At 29.8% G+C, this 25,575-nt stretch carries 24 protein-coding genes and 1 pseudogene; 22 read left to right on the top strand and 3 right to left on the bottom strand.

Annotation, left to right across the window (positions count from 1 at the left end; translation table 11 throughout):
• The 10 genes from HALO113_RS04375 to HALO113_RS04330 all read left to right on the top strand — a co-directional run.
• The coding region (locus tag HALO113_RS04375; RefSeq protein WP_159777865.1) for an OmpA family protein at positions 1-743 on the top strand (743 nt) is incomplete at its 5' end.
• A gap of 13 nt (positions 744-756) precedes the next feature.
• Complete coding sequence (locus HALO113_RS04370) at positions 757-1,206, top strand: hypothetical protein (RefSeq protein WP_159777864.1); 450 nt, start codon at positions 757-759, stop codon at positions 1,204-1,206.
• A 78-nt stretch (positions 1,207-1,284) separates the two neighbouring features.
• A complete protein-coding gene (locus HALO113_RS04365) occupies positions 1,285-2,463 on the top strand; it encodes an AIR synthase related protein (RefSeq protein ID WP_159777863.1) in 1,179 nt (392 codons plus the stop codon).
• Positions 2,464-2,466: 3 nt separating this feature from the next.
• Complete coding sequence (locus tag HALO113_RS04360) at positions 2,467-3,246, top strand: hypothetical protein (RefSeq protein WP_159777862.1); 780 nt, start codon at positions 2,467-2,469, stop codon at positions 3,244-3,246.
• Between the two features lie 121 nt (positions 3,247-3,367).
• A complete protein-coding gene (gene guaA / locus HALO113_RS04355; RefSeq protein ID WP_159777861.1) occupies positions 3,368-4,900 on the top strand; it encodes a glutamine-hydrolyzing GMP synthase in 1,533 nt (510 codons plus the stop codon).
• Positions 4,901-5,004: 104 nt separating this feature from the next.
• Positions 5,005-6,708 carry a LysM domain-containing protein gene (locus tag HALO113_RS04350; RefSeq protein WP_159777860.1) on the top strand — a complete coding sequence of 568 codons (1,704 nt, stop codon included), beginning with the start codon at positions 5,005-5,007 and terminating at the stop codon, positions 6,706-6,708.
• 66 nt (positions 6,709-6,774) lie between these two features.
• Positions 6,775-8,730 (top strand): LysM peptidoglycan-binding domain-containing protein, encoded by a 1,956-nt coding sequence (locus HALO113_RS04345; RefSeq protein ID WP_159777859.1) that lies wholly within the window; start codon positions 6,775-6,777, stop codon positions 8,728-8,730.
• A gap of 5 nt (positions 8,731-8,735) precedes the next feature.
• Positions 8,736-9,140, top strand: coding sequence for an OsmC family protein (locus HALO113_RS04340; RefSeq protein WP_159777858.1), 405 nt, complete (start codon positions 8,736-8,738; stop codon positions 9,138-9,140).
• A 14-nt stretch (positions 9,141-9,154) separates the two neighbouring features.
• On the top strand, positions 9,155-9,913 hold the full coding sequence (locus HALO113_RS04335) for a hypothetical protein (protein WP_159777857.1): 759 nt from the start codon (positions 9,155-9,157) through the stop codon (positions 9,911-9,913).
• Between the two features lie 79 nt (positions 9,914-9,992).
• The gene (locus HALO113_RS04330) at positions 9,993-10,220 is read left to right on the top strand and encodes a DUF3820 family protein (protein WP_159777856.1); all 228 of its coding nucleotides are present in this window, start codon (positions 9,993-9,995) and stop codon (positions 10,218-10,220) included.
• Positions 10,221-10,271: 51 nt separating this feature from the next.
• Here the strand turns inward: HALO113_RS04330 and HALO113_RS04325 are convergent, their stop codons facing one another.
• On the bottom strand, positions 10,272-10,640 hold the full coding sequence (locus HALO113_RS04325; protein ID WP_159777855.1) for an RDD family protein: 369 nt from the start codon (positions 10,638-10,640) through the stop codon (positions 10,272-10,274).
• Between the two features lie 299 nt (positions 10,641-10,939).
• Here HALO113_RS04325 and HALO113_RS04320 point away from each other — a divergent pair, with 299 nt between their 5' ends.
• The 3 genes from HALO113_RS04320 (at position 10,940) to proC (ending at position 15,447) form a co-directional block, all read left to right on the top strand.
• Positions 10,940-12,553 carry a CTP synthase gene (locus HALO113_RS04320; RefSeq protein ID WP_159777854.1) on the top strand — a complete coding sequence of 538 codons (1,614 nt, stop codon included), beginning with the start codon at positions 10,940-10,942 and terminating at the stop codon, positions 12,551-12,553.
• A 39-nt stretch (positions 12,554-12,592) separates the two neighbouring features.
• Entirely contained in the window at positions 12,593-14,470 is a 1,878-nt protein-coding gene (yidC, locus tag HALO113_RS04315; RefSeq protein WP_159777853.1) for a membrane protein insertase YidC, read from the top strand.
• A gap of 167 nt (positions 14,471-14,637) precedes the next feature.
• Positions 14,638-15,447 carry a pyrroline-5-carboxylate reductase gene (gene proC, locus HALO113_RS04310; protein ID WP_159777852.1) on the top strand — a complete coding sequence of 270 codons (810 nt, stop codon included), beginning with the start codon at positions 14,638-14,640 and terminating at the stop codon, positions 15,445-15,447.
• 55 nt (positions 15,448-15,502) lie between these two features.
• Here the strand turns inward: proC and HALO113_RS04305 are convergent.
• A pseudogene (locus HALO113_RS04305) lies at positions 15,503-16,240 on the bottom strand (fasciclin domain-containing protein); the annotation flags it as partial.
• 15 nt (positions 16,241-16,255) lie between these two features.
• Positions 16,256-16,450: a hypothetical protein gene (locus HALO113_RS04300; protein ID WP_236554589.1), complete on the bottom strand. Its 195-nt coding sequence runs from the start codon at positions 16,448-16,450 to the stop codon at positions 16,256-16,258.
• A 151-nt stretch (positions 16,451-16,601) separates the two neighbouring features.
• On the opposite strand from HALO113_RS04300, the gene HALO113_RS04295 reads away from it, so the two are divergent.
• The 9 genes from HALO113_RS04295 to HALO113_RS04255 all read left to right on the top strand — a co-directional run bounded on the left by HALO113_RS04295 (position 16,602) and on the right by HALO113_RS04255 (position 25,526).
• Complete coding sequence (locus tag HALO113_RS04295; RefSeq protein WP_201297568.1) at positions 16,602-17,360, top strand: toxin-antitoxin system YwqK family antitoxin; 759 nt, start codon at positions 16,602-16,604, stop codon at positions 17,358-17,360.
• 1 nt (position 17,361) lies between these two features.
• Complete coding sequence (gene mnmA / locus HALO113_RS04290; RefSeq protein ID WP_159777851.1) at positions 17,362-18,549, top strand: tRNA 2-thiouridine(34) synthase MnmA; 1,188 nt, start codon at positions 17,362-17,364, stop codon at positions 18,547-18,549.
• A 6-nt stretch (positions 18,550-18,555) separates the two neighbouring features.
• Entirely contained in the window at positions 18,556-19,497 is a 942-nt protein-coding gene (locus tag HALO113_RS04285) for a calcium/sodium antiporter (protein WP_159777850.1), read from the top strand.
• A 49-nt stretch (positions 19,498-19,546) separates the two neighbouring features.
• Positions 19,547-21,157: a S8 family serine peptidase gene (locus tag HALO113_RS04280; RefSeq protein ID WP_159777849.1), complete on the top strand. Its 1,611-nt coding sequence runs from the start codon at positions 19,547-19,549 to the stop codon at positions 21,155-21,157.
• Positions 21,157-22,101 carry a nitronate monooxygenase family protein gene (locus HALO113_RS04275; protein ID WP_159777848.1) on the top strand — a complete coding sequence of 315 codons (945 nt, stop codon included), beginning with the start codon at positions 21,157-21,159 and terminating at the stop codon, positions 22,099-22,101. The genes HALO113_RS04280 and HALO113_RS04275 overlap by 1 nt, the downstream gene beginning before the upstream one ends.
• A gap of 68 nt (positions 22,102-22,169) precedes the next feature.
• Positions 22,170-22,580: a hypothetical protein gene (locus tag HALO113_RS04270; RefSeq protein ID WP_159777847.1), complete on the top strand. Its 411-nt coding sequence runs from the start codon at positions 22,170-22,172 to the stop codon at positions 22,578-22,580.
• Between the two features lie 33 nt (positions 22,581-22,613).
• A complete protein-coding gene (gene pafA, locus HALO113_RS04265) occupies positions 22,614-24,221 on the top strand; it encodes an alkaline phosphatase PafA (protein WP_159777846.1) in 1,608 nt (535 codons plus the stop codon).
• 5 nt (positions 24,222-24,226) lie between these two features.
• A complete protein-coding gene (locus tag HALO113_RS04260) occupies positions 24,227-24,868 on the top strand; it encodes a hypothetical protein (protein WP_159777845.1) in 642 nt (213 codons plus the stop codon).
• Positions 24,869-24,872: 4 nt separating this feature from the next.
• Positions 24,873-25,526, top strand: coding sequence for a tol-pal system YbgF family protein (locus HALO113_RS04255; protein ID WP_159777844.1), 654 nt, complete (start codon positions 24,873-24,875; stop codon positions 25,524-25,526).
• Positions 25,527-25,575: the final 49 nt, after the last annotated feature.

The following is a 25,575-nucleotide window of genomic DNA, read 5'->3' as shown; positions in this document are numbered from 1 at the left end:
TCTCTGTTTATTTTGAAAGTAATAAGTCTGAATTAACAAATAAGGAATTATACCGCTTACAAGAATGGATAAAACAGAACAATAAATCGAAAATAGTTGCCATAAATGGGTATACGGATGAAGTAGGCACAACTGAATATAACGATTCTTTAGCTCAAAAAAGAGTCGATTTTATTACTAATTATTTATTAAATAAAGTAAGTATTAGAGAAGACTTTAAAACGAGAAGTTTCGGTGAAAAATTTAAACAATCGGAAAATAAAGCAGAAAATAGAAAAGCCACCCTATTTTATATCTTAGAAAAAGATTTAGATAAGGAGAATGAAATTTTAGGTATAAAAGAGGAACCAATTGATGAAAATCTTCCCCTTCATGAGAAAATTAAGTTAGCAAAAAAAGGAACTAAAATAATATTGAAAAATATTAATTTTTATCAAAATACGTTTGCTATTACACCAGAATCAAATGAGGCACTAAACGATTTGCTATTTGTGATGCAAAATAATCCGACTTTAAAAATTGAAATTCAAGGACATATATGCTGTGTAAGCAGTGATCGAAGAAAATTATCTTTAGAGAGAGCAAAACAGGTGAGACGATTCCTTGCAGCAAAAGGAATTGAATTAACAAGAGTATCCGTAACGGGTTTTGGAATTAATCATCCTATTTATCCTATTCCTGAAGCAAATGAAGAACAAGCTGCAGCAAATAGAAGAGTTGAAATTGAAATTTTAAGTAAATAAATTTAAATAATAAATGAAAAAAAACATTTTTGTTATTGTAACTTTTATAAGCCTTTTTTTTATAAGTTGTTCAGATAAATGTATTGAAGGAAATCAGCCTACACCCGCTTCTTTTTTTATTGAAGTTATAGATGAAAATACTAGTGAAAATGTTTTTCAAAACGGTACTTTTTTAAGTGCAAATATTACTGTAACTGATGTTATTGATACAGAAATTCCTTTTGAATTTGTAGAAGGAACTAATATTATTCATATTCTTCCTAAAACTACTATCAATGCGAATAATATAGAATTGAAAGTCACTTTGAATAACCCCAATACTATGGAAACAGAACAAATATTTTTAAAATATAATGTATCTTCCCAAGTAGAAGAATGTTACACTTCTTTTCATATTTCAAATGTTTTGTTCCCTCAAAATCAATCCCAGTATGAAGAAGGTGTTTTTGTTGTAAAAATTTAATCCTTTTTTAAACTCAAATTTTAGAATTAAAATTTAAAAAACTATCTTTGTCGCACAACACAACAAACTACTTTTTTAATGAGTTCTGATACGAGCCAACGCTACAATCTTAGAGGAGTTTCTGCTTCTAAGGAAGATGTGCATAATGCCATCAAAAACATTGACAAAGGATTGTTTCCAAAAGCTTTCTGTAAAATTATTCCAGATTATCTTACCAATGATGAAGACTATTGTATCATAATGCATGCAGATGGTGCAGGAACAAAATCGTCTTTAGCTTATATGTATTGGAAAGAAACAGGTGATATTTCGGTGTGGAAAGGCATTGCACAAGACGCTTTAATCATGAATATTGATGATTTATTATGTGTAGGAGCAACCGATAATATTTTGTTATCTTCTACTATAGGTAGAAATAAAAGTATCATTCCTGGTGAAGTCTTATCGGCTATCATTAATGGAACCGAAGAATTAATTCAGGATTTAAAAGAACATGGTGTCGTTATTCATTCTACAGGCGGCGAAACGGCTGATGTAGGTGATTTAGTGCGTACCATAATTGTAGATTCAACAGTTACCGCTCGAATGAAGCGTAAGGACGTAATTGATAACGCGAATATTCAACCCGGTGATGTAATTGTAGGATTGGCTTCTTTTGGTCAAGCAAGCTATGAGAAAGAATACAATGGAGGTATGGGAAGTAATGGATTAACTTCGGCTCGTCATGATGTTTTTGCCAAATACTTAGCTGAAAAATATCCGGAAAGTTTTGATGCTGCTGTACCAAATGAATTGGTTTATTCGGGTAACACCCAATTGACCGATGCCGTTACCAACAGTCCGATTGATGCTGGAAAACTAGTTTTATCACCTACCAGAACGTATGCTCCAGTAATCAAGAAAATCTTATCTAAATACAAGTCAGATGCCATTCACGGAATGGTGCATTGTAGTGGTGGTGCACAAACGAAAATCCTTCATTTTGTGGATAACGTTCACGTTATAAAAGACAATTTGTTTTCTGTTCCTCCTTTATTTCAATTGATTCAAGAACAATCTAAAACGAATTGGAAAGAAATGTATCAAGTTTTCAATTGTGGACACCGAATGGAAATTTATGTACCAGAAGCAATTGCTCAAGATATTATTGCCATTTCAAAATCATTTCAAATTGATGCTCAAATTATAGGTAGAGTGGAAGCTTCTGAGTCAAAAAAACTAACCATTACAAGTGAATACGGAACTTTTGAATATTAGTATATGAATAGAGTCTTTTTTTTAGTATGCTTACTTTTTTTACTTAGTTGTAATCATTCCAATGAATTAGATAAAAAAGGATTGCAAGTAGAAGAAGTTGTTGATTCTAAAGATGCTCAAAACCTTATAAAAAAAGATTCTTTAGATTTTAAGGTAAAATCAAAAGGCATGCTATTAACTACCGATGCTTCTATCCGTATTTCACCTTTATATAAGTTAAATTACAATAAAAAGGATAACGTTTATTTTACGGGTTCTAATGGATTTTATTTCAATTATTCTTATGATAATGAACAACAAAAAGGAAACCATTGGGATAATCTTATACCTGGATTTACAGCCTTATATGGCTATAATCTAGTCAATATTTTTCATTATAATCATACCGAAAATAAAGGAAAGAATCTTTTTGATAAGCCTGTTTTAATAAAAACTTGCTACTATCCTTCGACGGCAAAAGATACTCTTAGTTTTCAACCTGTTCATAGGAAGTTTTATATGATATCTGCTTATGATGAAGATACAAATAAAGATAAGTTTATCAATACGAATGATTTGAGAAGATTTTATTTTTTTGATCAAGATGGAAATAATAAAAGTCTAATTGTACCTAAAAATTATTCTGTTATAGGCGCTGATTTTGATCCATTTAATGATTACTTATACATTAATGCTATTTTCGATGTAAATAATGATGGGAAAGTTTCAGATGAAGAACCCATTTCAGTTTTTTATTTAAATTTAAAAGAGCCTTCACAAAAAGGTTTGATTTATGAAAACTAAATCTTTACAAATGGTAATATTACATTTTTGAAATCTATAACAACAACAATTTTAAATATAAACGAGTTGTATTTTGAAAGTAAATCACTACTTCTAAATTCTAACTTCTAACTTAAAAACAATGCAACACAACGTATTAATTTTAGATTTTGGTTCTCAATACACCCAATTAATCGCAAGAAGAGTAAGAGAATTAAATATTTTTTGTGAAATTTTTCCTTATAACAATCCTCCTAAAGATTTAGATAGTTATAAAGCGGTTATTCTTTCTGGAAGTCCGTTTTCAGTTCGTGCAGCTGATGCGCCTCATCCTGATTTATCCGAAATTAGAGGTAAAAAGCCTTTGTTAGCGGTTTGTTATGGCGCACAATATTTAGCTCATTTTTCGGGTGGAGAAGTTGCGCCCTCTAATATTAGAGAATATGGTAGGGCGAATCTTTCGTATATAAAAGAAAACGAACTTTTTTTAGAAGGTGTTTCTACTGGAAGTCAGGTTTGGATGAGTCATTCCGATACAATTAAAGCGTTGCCAACAAATGCTATTCGCTTAGCAAGTACCAAAGATGTAGAAAATGCAGCTTATAAAATTGAAGGGGAAACCACTTATGCGATTCAATTTCATCCAGAAGTATATCATTCGACAGATGGAAAACAAATGCTAGAAAACTTCTTGGTAAAAATTGCAGAGGTGCCTCAAAACTTTACACCAAATGCTTTCGTAGAAGAAATTGTTGCTGAAATGAAAGAAAAAATTGGAAATGACAAAGTGGTTTTAGGTCTTTCTGGAGGTGTAGATTCTACGGTAGCTGCAGTTTTACTAAATAAAGCAATAGGTGACAACTTATATTGCATTTTTGTGAATAACGGATTGTTACGTAAAAATGAGTTCCAAAGTGTGTTAGATCAATACAAAGATATGGGGCTAAATGTAAAAGGTGTAGATGCTTCTCAACGTTTTTATGATGCTTTGTCTGGTTTAGATGATCCAGAAGCAAAGCGTAAAGCTATCGGAAATGCCTTTATAGAAGTATTTGATGATGAAGCCCATTTATTAACAGATGTAAAATATTTAGGACAAGGAACGATTTACCCAGACGTAATCGAATCTGTTTCTGCAACAGGTGGACCATCAGCGACTATTAAATCGCATCACAACGTAGGTGGATTACCCGATTTTATGAAATTAAAAATCGTAGAGCCTTTACGAATGTTGTTTAAAGATGAAGTAAGAAGAGTAGGAGCAACATTAGGAATCGATCCCGAATTATTAGGACGTCATCCTTTTCCTGGACCTGGTTTAGCCATTCGTATTTTAGGTGATATTACTCCTGAAAAAGTAGCTATTCTTCAAGAAGTGGATGCTATTTTTATTAATGGACTAAAAGAGCATGGTTTATATGATAAAGTTTGGCAAGCGGGTGCTATTTTACTTCCAGTAAATAGTGTAGGTGTTATGGGAGACGAACGTACTTATGAAAAGGTGGTTGCCTTACGAGCTGTTGAATCTACAGACGGTATGACAGCTGATTGGGTACACTTACCTTATGAATTTCTAATGAAAACGTCTAATGAAATTATCAACAAAGTAAAAGGCGTAAATAGAGTAGTTTACGATATCAGTTCTAAGCCACCTGCAACTATAGAATGGGAATAATGTGGATAACATTTAGATAATTTTAACAAAAAAGCTTTGAAAAGTCGTTACAATAAATAACTTTGTAACGACTCTTTAATTTAAAAAAAACAAACAAACTATTCATGAAATACCTTTTAATTTTATTTGCGTGTACTCATTTGCTTTTTGCTCAAGAAATTAAAACTAAAACGTATAAGGTACAACCAAAAGAAACCTTATACTCAATTTCTAAAAAATTCAATATTACAGTTGATGAAATAAAAAAAGTTAACCCTTCAGTAGATATAGCTAGCCTCTCAATAGGTCAGGAAATTGCAATACCTTTATCTCAAGATGAATTGAAAAAGATAAATGCTAAAAATATCCCTAACCATACTGTACAGGCACAAGAAACTTTATTTGGAATTGCAAAAATGTATAATGTTTCTGTCCAAGATTTAGAAAATTTAAATCAAGAAAATCTAAAGGAAGGCTTAAAAACAGGGCAAGTATTAGTTATCCCCACTCGTAAAAAGACAGTAGATGGAAAATCTAGAATTATTAATGAAGAAACTATTTTTCATAAAGTAAAAGCAGGTGAGACAAAATATTCTGTTTCTAAATTGTATAATATTAGTATAAAGCAATTGGAAATCCAAAACCCTGAAATTATCAATCGATTCGCTGTTGGTACAGTTTTAGCCGTAAATAAAGAAGGAATTAGTCCGCAAGATATTTCAGATGAATTAATGAATGCTATTGCTGAAAAAGATGCAGTAATAGAAAAAAATAAAGCTCAAAATGCAAAAATTGAAGACCTTGAAGATCGATTGATTGTGCAACAACAAATGAATCAAAAAATTATAAAGATGAATTCTGTTGATGTCGATTTGAAAGAGATTGATAATTCCAAAGGGAGTTCAGTTGATAAATTGAAACTCATTTTAGCCTCTAATAAAAATATTCAAGATGTTTTAACTTCAAAATTAGATTCTTTAGTGGGTAATATGTATGAAGATTTAGAGAAACTGAAAAATTCTCATTTAGATGTAGAAGAATATAGAAAATTACAAAAAGAAACACAAGCCAATCGTATAGAAACGAGTAAGTTAATTATTCAATTGAAAAAAGATTTAAATGAGTCTAGAAAAAATTATGTTGCATTAATGAATAAAGTACAGCGAGTAAACGTTGCTCAAGATCAAGAGTTAAAAAAACGTAATAAATCTATGACGGCTATAGAAGCACAAAATAAAGCGGAACAAGAGCAAATCGCTAAAATTAAAGCCTTGCATGAAGATAGTGATAGAACAAATGAATCTTTGTTTTTTAAAATGGCTACTATCGAAAAGGAAAAAGAATATATTATAACAAAAAGAATAGAAAAAGCAACTTTTTACAGTGCATCTGCAAGAGAATATGATGACCGTTTAGCATTGCAAAAATTAGTGCGTTACCAAAATAATATTAAGAAAGAAAAGAATATTATTCAAGAAGATGAAAAACCCGTTTCTTTAGAAGAAATCAGAGCAAAAATTAAAGCTAGTAATTTTAGTAATGAGAAACAACCAGCAATTGAAAGAATTACAAATCTTAAACAAGTTGAGGATGGTTTTTATATCGTTTTAAAAGTAACTAAGGATCAAAATGAAAGAGATGAATTTGCTAGGGTTTTATCAGATCAAGGTGAATTAAAAACGAGCTTTTTCTATGATATAAATACGTTTACTTATTGTGTTTATACCAATAAATTTAAATTGTTTGAAGAAGCATTGTTTGCTATTAAAACAAAAGAAAGTTTACCTTTGTATGAAAATGCAAAAATAGTCGAAGTAAAATTGGAATAAAATTTGACTATACTTATAATAAATTCTAAAACTATTTGTTATTTTATAACAACATAAAATTAAGTTATGAAAATTATTAAGCTTTTAATTTTATTCTTTGTTTTTACATCATGTGCTGCAAAAACAAAGCAAGATAATTATTTAAGACATAATGTTGAAAAAGGAGAAACAATCTACCAAATTGCAAAAAAATATCAAGTTACTCCTTTTGATATATTTAGACTAAATCCAGATGCAAAGAATGGAGTGGAAGTAGGAACTGTATTGTTGATTCCTAAAGGAAGTGCAGGGATAAAAAGTAATTTAGAAACTAAAAATATTATTCACGAAGTTAAGGCTAAAGAAACCTTATATAGTATTGCTAGAGATTATGAAGTTACAGTTGACCAACTGCAAGAATGGAATGCTGAGTTGTTAAAAGACGGATTGAAAAAAGGACAAGAAATAATTGTAGGAAAGGAGCAACTACCAGTAGATAGCTATGTTGAAATTCAAAGTACAAAAAATTCTGTAGCAACTTTTTCTCATAAAGTACAACCACAAGAAACTTTATATGGTATATCAAAAAAATATGATATTTCAATAGAAGATATAGTTAACCAAAATCCAGATGCTAAAGAGGGCTTAAAAGTTGGTTCAATCCTAACTTTAAAAAAGAAATCAGAAAAAACGGTTACAGAAGTTAATAATCAAGCTAAATTTTATACCGTAAAACCAAAGCAAACTTTATATAGTTTAACTAAAGAATTAAATGTAACTTTAGATGAATTAACAGCTCTTAATCCTGATTTATTAAAAGATGGATTAAAAGAAGGGATGGTATTAAAATTACCTAATTCTACCAGAGTAAATACTACAGTAGCACCTCAAATAACTAATAATGCAATTGTTTCAAATCCTAAGAAAGATACGGTTGTCACAAAACAAAAGAAGTTAGTTAGTCTAACTGAAACTATTAATAATAAGAAAAAAAGAAACTTAGTTTTATTATTACCTTTCAATTTAGGGAAAGTAGATCCAAATACTTCATTGTCTAAACAAGCATTAAAAGATAATCCTCTTTTAAATTTATCTTTAGAATTTTATTCTGGTGCCATGATGGCTATTGATTCGGCAAAAGTGCTTGGGCTACCAGTAAATGTAAAAATATTAGATGTTGAAAGTTCAAGAACAACATCAAACATTGCTAAACTAATTTCAGATAATGATTTTTCTAAAGTAGATGCTGTTATTGGTCCTTTTCAGAATTCGCATGCAGAAAAAACAGCTGAATTTTTGCTAAAAGATAGTATTCCTGTAATTTCTCCTTTATCAAAAGAAGTAGGTATGAAGTTACCTAATCTATATAATGCTGTACCTTCAGAGGAACTTATGGTGAAAAAATTATTTGATTATTTTAAACAAAATAATGGAAATGTTGTGGCAGTAGTAAGTACTAAAAAAGGCTCAACAAAAGAATTTTTAGAAGCAAGGTATCCAGATGTTAAATTTCCAAGCTATACAGCAAAAGGATCTGTAGATACAGATCAGTTAAAAATGTTTTTGCAAAAAGGAAAGAAGAACTTTGTAATTTTAGAATCAGAAACCACTGCACAAATTTTAGGGGTAACAAATTTCTTGAAAAAATTGCAAGTGGAATACGATATTCAACTTGTAGTTCTGAAATTATATGATACACTTGATTTTGAGGAAATTCCAATGACTAATTTAACAGAATTGAAAATGTTGTTTCCTTCGACTAGAAGAGAAGTACAAACAGATGAAAGCAATAAGTTTTCTAATATATATAAAAAACAAAACGGTACTTTACCAAGCAATGCAGCTGCAAAAGGTTTTGATGTAACATTTGATACTCTTTTAAGAATTTGTCAAGATCAAGGTTATTCTAATTCGGTTAAAAATGAGAAAACCGAATATTATGAAAATAGTTTCGATTATATAAATTACAATGGTAATATTATTAATAATGGAATTTATTTATTGTATTACGACACAGATTTTTCTATAAAACAAGCAGAATAAATAATATGCCAACTTCAAAAATAACTTATGCAGGTGAATTAAGAACCACTTGTATTCATCTTCAATCGGGAACTGAAATTTTAACCGATGCACCAACAGACAATCATGGAAAAGGTGAAGCTTTTTCCCCAACCGATTTAGTAGCAACTGCATTAGGAAGTTGTATGGTGTCAATTATGGCAATAAAAACAAAAGATTTAGACATCGATTTAAAAGATTCTACAATTTTAGTAACCAAAATTATGCAAGCTGAACCTAGAAGAATTGCTAAAATTATTATTGAATTGAATATGTCAATTGCAACTACAGATAAAAATAAAACGATTTTAGAAAGAGCAGCCATGACTTGTCCTGTCTTATTGAGTTTGCATCCCGATATTGAAAAAGAAGTCACTTTTAATTGGAAATAAATTCACGTTTAAATATGGCATACAACACAATCATTAGAAGTTTTATACTGATACTTTTAATGATTTTTTTTTCTTGTAAAAATGAAAAGCAAATAGAGGGTGAGGATAAAATTGAAATTACCAATGCAGCTTTACTTAATGAGCTAGAAACTTCAGAAATAGATTCCGCTCTGCTTAGTTTTGATTCTATAGTGTTTGATACTAACAAATTTTATCTTAAAAGATTAGATACTCATTTTTGGAAAGATAAGAGTATTCACGATTGTAATTTTATTCTTTTTGACTCAAACCATGATACGCTTTACAAACATGAAGGATTAACTAGTGGATATGAAATCAAAGATTTCAATGAAGATGGATTTATGGACATTCAAATTGATTATATAACTAATGTTCCGGGAATAAATGATTTGCTTTTGTATGATACGAACAATGCAAGCTTTAAACTGGTTAAAAATTTTGATAACTTTCCAAGTGCTATAAAAATTAAAGGTTCAGACTATTATTATTCCTATCATCGTTCAGGTTGTGCTGATGTTAATTGGGATAGTGATTTATTTTACATCCAAAATTTTGAATGCTTCAAGATTGGAAATATTTCAGGAAGAGGTTGTGATGGTGAAGAAAGGAATGGTATTATAATTTCAAAAGTGAAAGAGAATAAAAAAATGGAGTTAGAATATATCGAACATGAAGTTGAATATTATGGAGATAAATGGGAATTTATAGAGAACTATTGGAAAAAGAATTACAAAAAATTTATTCCAAATTAATTTAAGTTTTTACCTTTCTAACAACTAACAACTAACAACTAACAACTAACAACTAACAACTAACAACTAACAACTAATATTGACACCAAACGAACAACTTATAAAATTAGCTCATACAAAAATGCCATTCGGAAAATATAAAGATTGGTATTTAATCGATTTACCTGAGTATTATATTGTTTGGTATGCTAATAAAGGATTTCCTAAAGGACAATTAGGAGAACAATTGCAATTGGTTTACGAATTAAAATTGAACGGTTTAGAAGAAATGATTCGAAATATTAGAAGAAATTTTCCAAAAAAATAGAGCTCCAATTATGGAACTCTATTTTTTTATTTTATACTAGAATCTTATTTCTTATGCATTAACTACTTTTGTTTTTGCTATATTATCACCTAATCTTGGTTTGTCAATTAAAACTAAAATCGCATCAACTAAAGGAATAAGTAGCGTAATATTTCTCATAATACTAGTTACATAATCACCACTTAAAGAAGTTCCATCTTCTTTAACAGCTTTGTATTTCATTACTTTTTTTCCAATACTTTGCCCTCCAAACAAAGCATCTCTTAATAAATAATATGCAATTAAAAGTACATAACTTAATGTGATTAACCAGTACATTTCTGTTGCTCCGGCAACAAATGCTAAAATCCCAGGTATTATATAGGCAACTATTCCATCAATAAAAATGCCTAAAAATCTGTTTAATTTTGAAACTTCCATAGTAATAGTTTTAATTGTTAGTGAATCAAATATATAAAAAAAAGTTAATTTTTTAACATATTTTAATTTAAAAATAAGATTTTTTATGTTAAACTTTATTAGGTTAAGAAAATGGAAATAAAACATTAAATTATTACTACAAAATAAATTGTCCTATAACGTTTATTTTGTTATATATCTTAGGTCTTTTGCCATTCTATTAAAAAATAAATTTTACATATAGTTAATTGTCTATTTCATAAATTTAATCGTATTTTTGCCAAGTTTTTTAAACAACTACAACAACAAACCACAACACAATGAATCAAACGAAGTATATTTTTGTTACTGGAGGTGTTACTTCTTCCCTAGGGAAAGGTATTATAGCAGCTTCTCTAGCTAAATTGCTACAAGCAAGAGGGTATCGAACGACCATTCAAAAGTTTGACCCTTACATTAATGTCGATCCGGGAACATTAAATCCTTATGAACATGGAGAATGTTATGTAACCGATGACGGAGCAGAAACAGATTTGGATTTAGGACATTATGAACGTTTTTTAAATGTACCCACATCACAAGCCAATAATGTAACTACAGGTAGAGTCTATTTATCAGTAATTGAAAAAGAACGAAGAGGTGAATTTCTAGGAAAAACAGTCCAAGTTGTTCCACACATTACTAACGAAATCAAATCGAGAATGCAATTATTAGGTCAAAGTGGTAATTTTGACATAGTAATTACAGAAATAGGAGGTACGGTTGGTGATATTGAATCATTACCTTATATTGAATCGGTTCGTCAATTATTATGGGAATTAGGAGATGAAAATGGAATTGTAATTCATCTAACATTAGTACCTTACCTTGCTGCTGCTGGCGAATTAAAAACAAAACCGACACAACATTCAGTAAAGACTTTAATGGAAAGTGGTATTAAAGCTGATATTTTAGTTTGTAGAACCGAACATGAATTGTCAGACGATTTACGTCAGAAATTGGCTTTATTTTGTAATGTTAAAAAAGAAGCAGTTATTCAATCTATTGATGCTTCTACTATTTATGACGTTCCTAATTTAATGTTAGAAGAAGGCTTAGATAAAGTAACTTTGCAAAAATTAGGATTACCTGAAAAAAATAATCCCGATTTAAAACAATGGAATGAGTTTTTACAAAAACATAAAAATCCAAAACATGAAGTAAATATTGGACTAGTTGGGAAATATGTAGAATTGCAAGATTCCTATAAATCTATTCTAGAGGCATTTATACATGCTGGTGCTGCCAATGAAACTAAGGTAAATGTAATTTCTATCCATTCGGAACATTTAGATGTCAAAACGGCAGAAAAACACTTAAAAGGATTAGATGGCATACTAGTTGCACCTGGTTTTGGAAATAGAGGTATCGAAGGAAAGATAGATACCGTTCGTTTTGCTAGAGAAAATAATATCCCATTCTTGGGAATTTGTTTAGGAATGCAAATGGCTGTTATTGAATTTGCGCGAAACATATTAGGATATAAAGACGCAAATTCCACGGAAATGAATGATAGTACCTCACATCCTGTAATCAATTTGATGGAGGAGCAAAAAAATATTAAAGATATGGGTGGAACCATGCGTTTAGGAGCGTGGAAATGTCATTTAAAAGAAAATACGTTGGCTAATCAAATATATGGAGCAACCGATATAATGGAACGTCACCGTCATCGTTATGAATTTAATGGAAAGTATTTGAACCAAATAGAAGAAGCTGGTTTAATTGCATCAGGAATTAACCCTGATACTGGGTTAGTTGAAGTGGTGGAAATTAAAAATCATCCTTTCTTTATTGGTGTTCAATATCATCCAGAATATAAAAGCACTGTTGCTAATCCACACCCTCTATTTGTGAGTTTTGTGAAAGCAGCTGTTGAAAATAAAAGTAAATAAACCGTTCAATTTAATTGAACACTGAACACTAATAGGTAAATGGAAGAAAAAAAGTTAGATTTTAAATCAATTATTGGATTTGTATTAATTTCTGGTATTTTAATGTGGATGATGTATTCAAATCAACCCACACCTGAAGAACTAAAGGAAAAAGAAAAAATTGAAAAGGCTAAACAAGAAGTAGAAGCCAAGAAAAATGTTGTAAATTCAGTAACAAATACTGCTATTGCAACCGATTCTATTTCACAAGAAAAAGCGAAAGCGGCTTTAGGAACATTTGCTTATTCAGCTACGCTACCATCTGCAAAAGAAACTGTTACTGAAATAAAAAATGATGTACTCTCTTTAAAAATTGCTAATAAAGGAGGTTATATAGTAGATGCTACTATTTTAGGGTATGATAAATTTCAAAAAGAATCAAATCTACCAGTTCAAATTATCAAAGATAATAATGCTAAATTCGATTTAGCTTTAAATACTACTGACAACCGTTTACTACACACTTCAAATTTGTTTTTTGAACCAAAAGTTTCTAACGAAGGTGACAATCAAGTATTGACAATGCAATTGAAAGCGGGTCCGAATCAATTTTTAGAGTATCGCTATGTGTTAAAGCCAGGTGAGTATATGTTGGATTTTTCTATCCGTTCTCAAGGATTAGAAAATGTTATCAATACATCAAAACCAGTAGATTTAGAATGGCAATTAAAAACATATAGAAATGAGAAAAGTATTTCTTATGAAAATAGATATACTGAACTCGTTTTTGAATATGAAGGTGGAAAAGATGATTATTTAAATGCAGGTAGAGATTCGGAAGATACCGCTGAAGAAGTAACTTATATTGCTTTTAAACAACATATGTTTACTTCTGTATTATTAACGGATACACCTTTTAAAACAGCAAAATTCACATCAGACAACTTAGTTGACGATGAGGAAAAAGATACTGTCTTTACTAAAAATTTTATTGCACAAGTACCGTTGGAGGTTAAAAATGGCGCTATAAATTATAATATGAATTGGTATTATGGTCCAGCTAAGTATCAAATTTTAAATAAATATGATAAAAATTTAGATGAAATAATGCCTCTAGGATGGGGGATTTTTGGTTGGATAAACCGCTATATTTTTATTCCAGTTTTTGGTTTCATTTCAAGTCTTGGAATAGGCTATGGTTTAGCAATTATTTTCTTTACTATATTAGTAAGGTTAGTAATGTCTCCTGTAACTTATAAATCGTATGTTTCACAGGCTAAAATGAAAGTACTTCGTCCTGAAATTGCAGAATTGAATGAGAAATACAAAGACAATGCAATGAAGAAACAACAGGAAACTATGAAATTGTATTCTAAAGCAGGTGTTAATCCTATGGCAGGTTGTTTACCCGCTTTAATGCAAATGCCTGTTTTCTATGCCTTATTTCAATTCTTTCCATCGATGTTTGATTTGAGACAAAAAAGTTTCTTATGGGCTAATGATTTGTCATCATATGATAGTATTTATGAATTACCTTTCCACATTCCTTTATATGGAAGTCATGTAAGTTTGTTCCCAATTTTAGCATCTATTGCCATCTTCTTTTATATGAGAATGACAACAGGAGATCAACAGATGAGTGCACCTACACAGGAAGGTATGCCTGATATGGGTAAAATAATGAAGATAATGATTTATATTTCCCCATTAATGATGTTATTTTTCTTTAATAATTATGCTTCTGGATTATCATTATATTATTTTATTTCTAACTTAATTACTATTGGAATTATGTTGGTAATCAAAAATTATATTGTAAAAGAAGATAAAATTCATGCTCAAATACAAGAAAATAAATCTAAACCCAAAACAGAAAGTAAGTTCCAAAGAAAGATGAGGGAAATGATGGAACAAGCGGAAGCTCAAAAGAAAAAATAAGTCACTGTACTCTTTTATTCAAATCCCTATTTTTATAAATAGGGATTTTTTTTTCAACAAAATGTATAAAATTGTGATAAATTTTGCTTAAGTTTTTTTACAAATAAATACCTAATATCTTTAGAAGATAAGACAAGTTTTATTAAAATTATTAAAAACAATTCAACATGAAAACATTGATTATAGGTTATGGAAATATGGGGCAGACCTATGCAAGCAGCTTTGTTAGTTCGAGATTTATTGCTGCAACAGACATACAAGTTTTAAACAGAAGTAGTATTGAAAATAAAAATACTTTTACAATAGCTCAAACTAATTTTCATACTAAACCTCATTCAAAATTATTTGAAGTTGATATTATTATTATAGCTGTTAAACCACAAGATTTCGAATCTTTAGCTAAAGAAATTAAACCATTTGTGCATAAAGAGCATCTTATATTGTCTGTAATGGCAGGTATTCCTATTCAAATTATACAAGACAAATTAGAATGCGAAAAAGTAATTCGTTCCATGCCTAATATTCCCACACAAATAGGTTTAGGAATGACCGTTTTTTGTGCATCGCAAAACGTAGATCGCAAAGAATTATTTATTATTCAAAATTTAATCAATACCACTGGAAAGTCCATTTATATAGATAAAGAATCGATGTTAAATGCCACAACTGCAGTTTCAGGTAGTGGACCGGCTTACGTTTTTTACTTTATGAACGCAATGATTCAGGCGGCTATCGATTTAGGTTTTTCAAAATCCGAAGCAGAGTTTTTGGTTAACCAAACCTTTATCGGTGCTGTACAGTTGCAAAATAGAAGCAATTTGTCACATGAAGAATGGATCAACAAAGTAGCGTCCAAAAAAGGAACTACTGAAGCGGCATTAGCTGTTTTTAATCAAAATAGTCTGTTAGAATCCATTAAAGAAGGGATTTTTGGAGCCAATAAAAGAGCTGAAGAATTAGGAAAAACAATAATATAAAAATCCCAACTAATTATTGACTAGTCAGGATTTTTAAAATGCTCTATTCTATTTGTTATAATTGAGGAAGAATTACATTATTAATAACATGGATTATACCATTGCTAGTTTGTATATCTACAAGAGATGTTTCAATCTGCGTTTCTCTTGAAACTTCATCAGTAATTGTGGTACCCGTAATGCTAAGTGTACCGCTTTCTAATGTTGTTATTGGGCCAGAAGGTATTGCATTCGACAATACATTAGCTCCTGAAATCACATGGTAGGTTAAAACTGAAGTTACTTGTTCTGAAGTTAAACTGGCTAAAGTTCCAGGGTTTTCATTTTCAAATGTTGTAAAAGCGGTATTACTTGGAGCAAAAACAGTAAAAGGAGCATTAGTTTGACCAGATAATACAGGAACAAGACTTTGTTGAGATAATAGATTAGTTAATGTAGATAAAGCTGGATTAGCAACCGCATGATCTGCAATATTTGCTAGACCAAGTACAGTATCAACTTGATGAATAACTCCATTTGTAGCTAAAATATCAGCTGATGTTACAGTAGCAACACCATTAATTTTTACATTGGTAGTCTTGTTGATAAACAAGCTTAATGTGTTAGTTGAAGATGCTTCACCTTTGCCTAATGATTTTACGTATCCTGTTGAAAGAGATGAAGATAAATTAGTCCCCATTACGACATGATTTAAAAGAATTTCTTTAAGTGTTGCAACAGGAACTGCATCCAGATTAGCAAATCCATTATCGCTTAAAAAATCTTCAAACGCATCGTTTGTTGGAGCAAAAACTGTAAAAGGACCATTTTAGTCTAATGTTTGTACTAATCCTGCTTTATCTAATGCAGTTACTAAAGTTGAAAATTGAGAATTTCTAGATGTAACACCTACAATGCTATTATTAATGGGGGTTACAATAGTATCGTCATCAGAACATGAAAACATCGTTACTAATGTAGTAGCGATTAAAGTTAATTTGATTAATTTTGCAAAGTTTTTCATAGTAATTTATTTTATTGTTTAAGCAAATTTAAAAAAGTTTAAACAAAAACAGGTAGGATATATACTAAAAATTAGAAATTTAACGTTCAATTAAAAAACGTTTAATTAATTATTAAAAAAATAGTAGTCATAATATATTATTAATAAACAGATGAAATTATTTTTTATTTTACAGTTATTGTTTTTGAACTATTTTGCGATCTATAGTCAAGAAACAATTAATCAGTTGGATACTAATGGAAAAAGACATGGTTTGTGGAAAGGAACACATGATGTTTCAAAAAGACCTCGATATGAAGGGAATTTCAATCACGGAAAAGAAATAGGAGTTTTTAAATATTTTGACGATACAAAAGCAGGTACAATAATAGCTACAAGAGACTTTTCCAAAGGAGACGGCTCATGTTATGCTGTTTTTTATCACCAAAATGGAAAAAAAGTTAGTGAAGGACTGCTGGTTGACAAATTACCTCAAGGTGAATGGAAATACTATCATTTTGATAGTGACCAATTAATGTCTGTAGAAAATTACAAGCAAGGTAAATTAAATGGTGTTAGAAAAGTATTTTATAAAGATGGTTCTTTAGCAGAGGTGTCAAATTATATAAAAGGTAAATTAGATGGTAATTATAAAAAGTATGCTGAAAATGAAACTATTTTAGAGGATTATAACTATAAGAATGGTAAATTAGATGGTCCAGCTTTGTATTATGATGGAAAAGGAACTATTAATTTGAAAGGTCAATATAAAAATGATCGAAAATGGGGCTATTGGGAGACATATGAAAATGGTAAGTTAATTTCCAAAGAAAAAATATCAAAGGAAACTAGAAAAACATTTCATTTAGAAAAGAATAAAGAGGGAAAGATGGCACCCACAGATCTAAAGCCAAAAAATAAAGTAGAATAAAATGAAAAGAGTAGTAGTAGGTTTATCTGGAGGAGTTGATTCTAGTGTAGCCGCTTATTTATTACAAGAACAAGGTTATGAAGTCATTGGTCTTTTTATGAAAAATTGGCACGATGATTCAGTTACAATATCTAATGAATGTCCATGGTTAGAAGATAGTAATGACGCGCTTTTAGTTGCTGAAAAATTAGGAATTCCATTTCAAACTGTTGATCTATCTGAACAATATAAAGAAAAGATAGTGGATTATATGTTTAAGGAATATGAACAGGGAAGGACTCCTAATCCTGATGTTTTGTGTAATCGAGAAATAAAATTTGATGTATTTATGAAAATTGCGCTTTCTTTAGGTGCAGATTTTGTAGCTACAGGTCATTATTGTAGAAAAGGTATTATACAAAAAAATGGACAGGAAATATATCAGTTACTAGCGGGTAAAGATGATAATAAAGACCAATCGTATTTCTTATGTCAATTATCACAAGACCAATTATCAAAAGCTTTATTTCCAATAGGTGAATTAACAAAACCGCAAGTTCGTGAAATAGCTGCCAAACTCGACTTAATTACAGCCGAGAAAAAAGATTCTCAGGGACTTTGTTTCATAGGTAAAGTACGTTTGCCTGAATTTTTGCAACAACAATTGCAACCTAAAGAAGGAATCATTATTGAAGTACCTGAGGAAGCATCTATTTTTAATGAGACAGTTCCAGAATTTCATTCGGATGAAGAACTTTTTGCTTTTGAATCTAGAAATCGAGATTATTCTAACGAAATTGGAAAAACAGTTGGTAAACATCAAGGAGCGCATTATTTTACAAAAGGGCAAAGAAAAGGCTTGAATGTAGGCGGTACGAAAGAAGGTTTATATGTTATTGAAACGGATGTAGAAAAGAATATTATTTATACGGGTCAAGGGGCAAATCATCCAGGATTGTTTAAAAAAGCACTTTTTATTAAAAAGGATGAAATTCATTGGATTCGTGAAGATTTAGCTTTGCAACCCAATAAAAATATGGAAGTTATGGCTAGAATTCGCTACAGACAACCTTTGCAAAAAGCAACATTGCATCAATTTGATACTGGAATGTATGTTGTGTTTGAAGAACCTCAATCTGCAATTACCGAAGGTCAGTTTGTAGCTTGGCATAATGGAGAAGAAGTATTAGGTAGTGGTGTAATCTCTTAATTTTTTATGGAAAACATATTGTATATTATAGGTGGACTAATTTTATTAGTCTTAGGTGGCGATTGGTTATTAAAATCCTCTGTAGGTATATCCTATCGATTAAATATTTCAAAAATAATTGTCGGTTTAACTGTAGTTTCCTTTGCTACTTCTGCACCTGAAATGATTGTTAGTGTAAAAGCGGCTATGAATGGATTTCCAGATATTGCTTTAGGTAACATAATTGGTTCTAATATTGGTAATATTGGTTTAGTATTAGGAGTCGTATTATTAATTAATGCCATACAAGTTGATAAAAGTTTTTATATAACTGACTGGCCAACTAAAATGATTGCTTCCATTTTACTATTCGTTTTCTTAATTATTGATGGTGGGTTAACTAGAATTGATGGATTTATCTTTATTGTATTGCTTATCGTTTTTTTAATTATATTAATTAGAAATAATAAAAAAGTGCAAGTAGATATAGAAGAAATTGATAAAGAAGAACCTCTATCCTATTTTAAAATAATTATTTTTTTACTTTTAGGAGCATTTGCTTTATGGGGTGGTTCAGAATTATTAGTTGAGGGTGCTGTTAATTTAGCCACTAATTTAGGTGTAAGTAAAAGAATTATTGCTATAACGGTAGTATCAATTGGTACAAGTATTCCAGAATTAGCTTCTTCCATTATAGCGGCTATTAAAAAAGAAAATGATATATCTATTGGTAATATTATTGGTTCCAATATTTTTAATATTTTAAGTGTTTTAGGTGTAACAGCTATAATATCTCCTATTGATAAAGTAGATGTTCAAATAATTAATCAAGATATTTATTGGATGTTAGGATTCGCTTTTATTTTGTTGCCAATGGTAATTTTACCAAAGCGAGGAAGTCTTAGTTTAAAAGAAGGTATATTGTTATTAATAGCTTATGGCGTTTTCTTATATTTTTCAGTAATTTAATTAGCTAAAAGTCAGAAATTCATATATTTGAATAGAAATTATCAAATTCATGAAAATAACAGCTACTTTTTTATTTTTATTGTTATCTCTTTTTTCTTTAGCACAAGAAGATGCTTGGGTTTATTTTACTGATAAACCTGACGAAGTTTATTATACAGCAAATCCATTGGAAATGCTTACACAAAGGGCAATAGATAGAAGAACAACACAAAATATAGCTTTAGAAGTAAAAGATATACCTATTTCTTCAACTTATATTGCACAAATAGAAGGTTCAAGCGGTATAACAGTGATGGCTAAATCAAAATGGTTGAATGCATTGCACATAAGAGGTAATCAGTCTGATATTCAAGCATTAACAGCGTTGTCATTTGTAGATCATGTGCAATTTGCTAATCATAGTTTAAATCCTATTAATAGAAAAGTTGTTTCCTCAACTTATAATAGAAATAATGAATCTTTTGAAGTGATGGCAAATTTTAATTATGGAAATTCAAGTAATCAAATCCAAATGTTAAATGGGCATTTATTACATCAACAAGATTATACGGGTCAAGGAAAGGTTATTGCTGTTCTAGATGCTGGTTTTCCAGGGGTAAATACAGCTTCACCATTTCAGAGATTGAGAGATAATAATTTAATCTTAGGAGGATATAATTTTCCTGATAGAAGTTCTAATTTCTATGTAAGAAATTCTCATGGTACCAATGTACTTTCTACCATGGGAGGATATGTGGATGGACAACTAATAGGTACTGCACCTGATGCAGCTTATTATTTATTTATTACAGAAGATGTTAGTTCTGAAAACCCTGTAGAAGAATCGTATTGGGTAGAAGCTCTTGAAATGGCTGATAGCTTAGGTGTCGATGTAGTAAATTCATCTTTAGGTTATGGTACATATGATGAACCAAGTTACAGCTATTCTTATTCACAGCGAAACGGTCAAATAGGTTTTGCTTCCAGAGGTGCTGCTATAGCAATGTCAAAAGGAATTGTTTGTGTTGTAAGTGCAGGTAATGAAGGAAATAACGCAGAACCACATATCGGCATACCTGCTGACGCAGATAATATATTAACAGTTGGAGCAGTAAATAGTACAGAAGGTTATGTCAGTTTTAGTTCCATAGGTCCTTCTTATGATGGTAGAATCAAACCAGACGTTTGTGCTAGAGGACAAAGTGCTACTGTAAGCAATACAGCAGGAACAATAACTACAGCAAATGGAACTTCCTTTTCAAGTCCTATTTTAGCAGGTATGGTTACGACTTTTTGGTCAGCTCTTCCTAATTTAACAGCAGCTGAAGTCATTCAATTTGTAAAAGAGTCTGCGGACCAATTTAATAACCCCGATAATTTAAAAGGTTTTGGTATTCCCGATTTTCAATTAGCTCTTAACAATGCTTTAAATGTAACATCTTTAGTAAATGAGAATGTTACTTTTTACCCTAATCCTGTTGATAATTTCTTATATATTAAAGGAAATTATTTAGATAGAGGAGAAATTAAATTATATAATAGTTTGGGACAGAAAGTATTGGATTTAATAGTTTGGCAAAATGAAGAAAAAATCTCATTAGAAAACCTTGCTCCTGGAATTTATGTCTATGATTTTTCTGCTAATAATGCTAACTTGCAGGGGAAATTAATCAAGCAGTAATGAATAGAATTACACAACTTTTCGATATACAATATCCAATTGTTCAAGGTGGAATGATTTGGAATAGTGGTTATAAATTGGCCAGTGCAGTTAGTAATGCAGGTGGTTTAGGTTTAATAGGTGCTGGATCTATGTATCCAGATGTTTTAAGAGAACATATCCAAAAATGTAAAAAAGCAACGAATAAACCTTTTGGCGTAAATGTTCCTATGTTATATCCTAATATTGAGGAGATTATGCAAATAATAATAGATGAAGACGTTAAAATTGTTTTTACTTCAGCTGGTAATCCAAAAACATGGACATCTTTTCTAAAAGAAAAAGGAATAACTGTGGTTCATGTTGTAAGTAGTTCTAAATTTGCTTTAAAAGCACAAGAAGCTGGTGTAGATGCAATTGTCGCTGAAGGTTTTGAAGCTGGAGGGCATAATGGAAGAGAAGAAACTACTACGTTAACCTTAATCCCTATGGTTAAAGAACAGCTTACTATTCCATTAATTGCAGCTGGAGGTATAGCAACAGGAAGAGGAATGCTAGCAGCAATGGTACTAGGTGCAGATGGAGTACAAATGGGAAGTCGTTTTGCAGCTTCAACAGAATCTAGTGCTCATGATAATTTCAAAAAGACAATATTAGAAACCAAAGAAGGTGATACGATGTTAACATTGAAAGAGCTAGCACCTGTGCGTTTAATCAAGAATAAATTTTTCAATGATCTTCAAGAATTATATAGCAAATGTCCTTCTGTAGACGATTTAAAATCGCATCTTGGTAGAGCAAGAGCAAAAAAAGGTATGTTTGAAGGAGATTTAAACGAAGGTGAATTGGAGATAGGTCAAATTGCTGGAATTATTCATGAAATTTTACCAGTTGAAGTTATTATAGATGAAATAATCAAAGAGTTTACAATGGCCAAACAAGAAATTCAGAATAATACTTTTTAACTTTTTTGAATATTACTATTTTAAATCCTTAATAATATCCCTAATTACATACTATAAACATTTTAGAGATGAAACTATTTAAAATTATAACTCTACTATCTTTATTTTCAGTAGGTTTTACATTTTCTCAGCAATTCAATTTTCAAACTACCACATTAACGATTCTTCAAAAAGATACTAAAGGAAAATGGGGAAAATGGAGCACACCAGAGAAAGTAAAAATTATTGTAAAGTTAGATTATGATAAAAATAAAATCATAATTTATTCTAATGTTATTCAATATTATTCTATTGCAGAATATTTACCTAAAGAAGTAACTAAAGTGGATGAAATCAACTCTTATTTATGTAAAGACATAGATGGATATCCATTTAAAATATCTTTTATTGTTAGAAAAGATTTAAAAAATAAAACTCAAATGTATGTTTATAGCGAAGATTATATTTTTTGCTATGATATATTCGAAATTGTAAAATAATAACTATAAAAACACTCAAATTTAAAAAAATACATGAAAAAGTTTTTCCTACTGCTTATTCCTTTATTCTTATCTTCTATTAATGCCCAAGAAAAACCAAAATTAGTTGTTGGAATAGTGGTCGATCAAATGAAAATGGAATATTTATATCGTTTTTCTGAAGATTTTTCTGAAAATGGATTCAAACGTTTAATGAAAGATGGATATACCTTTCATAATACTCACTATAATTACATGCCAACTTATACTGGACCAGGTCATGCTTCAATATATACTGGGACAACGCCTAGTGTACACGGTATTGTAGGTAATACATGGTTTAACAAGTCTATTGGTAAAGAAATGTATTGTACCGATGATGATAAGGTAGCTACTTTAGGTGAAGGAACAGATTATGAAGGAAAAATGTCTCCAAAAAATTTATTAAGTACTACCATAACGGATGAATTGAAATTGGCAACTAACTTTAAAGGAAATGTAATAGGTATAAGTCTTAAAGATAGAGGAGCTATTTTACCTGCAGGACATTTTGCAGATTGGGCTTTTTGGTATAGCAAAACAGGAGCTTTTGTTTCTAGTACATACTATGGAGAAAAACTGCCAGACTGGGTTACTCAATTTAATAACGAAAAGAACTATGAAAAATACCTAAATAAAGAATGGAGTCTTTTTAAACCAAAAGAAATTTATAATGAAAGTTTGAATGACAATAATCCTTATGAAGGTAAATTATATAAAAAGACACCTTTCTTTCCTTACAATATGAAGGATATGTATGCAAATAATGACGCGGGTGTATTACGATCTACACCTTTTGGAAATAATTTGTTAGGTGATTTTGCAATGAAAGTTATTGAAAAAGAAGATTTAGGAAAAGATAATATTACCGATTTTCTGACAGTTAGTTTTTCTTCAACTGATTATGTAGGACATTTATTAGGACCTCGATCTATTGAATTGCAAGATACTTATTTAAGATTAGATCAAACAATTGCAGATTTCTTAAATTACCTAGATAAAAATATAGGAAAAAATAATTATTTAGTCTTTTTAACCGCAGATCACGCTGGTGCTGAAAATGTAACCTATTTAAAAGATAATAAATATAATGTTGATCAGATTAATAGTAAAAAATTTATCCATGATTTGGAAACATTTTCTAAAGAAAAATATGGTGAAAATTTACTTTTAAATTATTCTAATTCTAATATTTTTTTCAATAAAGAAATAATTGAAGCAAGTAATCTAGAAATGGAAGAGGTAAAAAATAGTTTTAAAGAGTTTATTTATAAGCAAAGTTTTATAAGAAGCGTATATACCGATAGTGAAATACTTTCTAATTCTGGAAATGATATCTATTTAAATGCAATCGCAAAAGGTTTTGACCCTATCCAAAATGGTGAATTAATTATTCTAGAGAAACCTGGTTATTTAGAATATGGAGCAACTGGAACAACCCATGGTTCTCCTTATACTTATGATACTCATGTGCCTTTATTATTCTATGGATGGAAAATAAAACCAGGTGCTTCATATAATAAAAAAGAGATTACTCAAATAGCACCTACAGTTGCTTTAAAGTTAAAAATAACTTTACCAAGTGGTACTGAAGCTAAAGTCTTAGAGGAAATATTAGAATAATTTTTATGTCATTTGTTTCTTATAAAAAATATCCAAATAGTTTACAGGCTAAAGAAATTGCCTCTCTTTTAAGCAAGTATAATATTCTAAATGAATACGTTGAAAATAAAAATTCCCTAGATTCTAATTTTAGTAGCGTTTTATTAGAAGAATATGAAATTAAAATAAAACCTGAAGATTTTAAAAAGGCAGACGAAATTCTTTTTAAACAAGCCTCACAATTAATCGACTCTTTACCAGATGATTATTATTTATTTTCTTTTAGTAATAAAGAGCTAATAGATATTGTTATTAAGAAAGATGAGTGGAGCGAACTAGATTATGCATTAGCAATACATTTATTAAAGTCGAGAGGTGTTTCTGTTACCAATGAAAGTATTGAAAAGGCAAATAATCAAAGAATTAACGAATTAAAGAAACCAGAAAAGAGTAATTCAGCTTGGATTGCTGTGGGCTATATATGTGCTATATTAGGTGGTTTTTTGGGTTATGTAATAGGATATATTTTGCTCACACAGAAAAAGACTTTACCAAATGGAGAAAGAATCTATGTTTATTCAGAATCGGATAGAAAACACGGTAAAAATATCTTATATTTAGGAACATCCTTTTTTGTACTTTCAATAATTTTGGTTTTAACTTTATGATGTAATGAAATTTAAAGTTATTAAAATAATTGCTTTAGTTTTTATCCTTTTTGCAGTCATTAATTTTACTGGGATGTTTTTTTTAAACTTGAAAATTTTTAATAAAGAATTAAAAACATCTTTGAAAAAAAACACATACTATTCTAAATCAAAACATTATGATGAAGAAAGATATCATAAGAAGATAGATGTTTATACTTATAAGTTAGATAGCTTATTAGAAATTAACCCAGTTCAAACTGAATTATTTGCAGATAAACTGATCAAAAAATATAAAAATGAATCTATATTTAAAAAATATAAAGCGATTGCTTTATTTGATCAAAAAAGATATGAAGAGGCATTACTTATTTTTAAAAACATTCATATAGTATACTTAGGCAGTATAGAGGCTAATGATAACCACAGGGATATAGCCATCTGTTTTGAAAATTTAAAAGAATATGATTCCGCTATTTTTTACTATAAGAAAGCCACATTAGATGATTCTTTTTTTAGAATAGCAAATTGTTTTGAATTTAAAAAAGAAAATGATAGTGCTATTTATTATTATTCTGCTTTATTAAAGGAATTAGAGTCTAGAGAAAACAAAATTTTTCAAATAAAAAATATCGACTTTTTAAAGCAAAAAATAGCTACTCTAAGAAGTAAAAAATGATAATATTGTTTTCTCTAGAATATATTTTAAAAATATTATACCTGTGGAT

The organism is Flavobacterium sp. 9AF, from assembly GCF_902506265.1.
Lineage (GTDB): Bacteria > Bacteroidota > Bacteroidia > Flavobacteriales > Flavobacteriaceae > Flavobacterium.
This window is presented reverse-complemented; position numbering and strand designations above follow the sequence as displayed.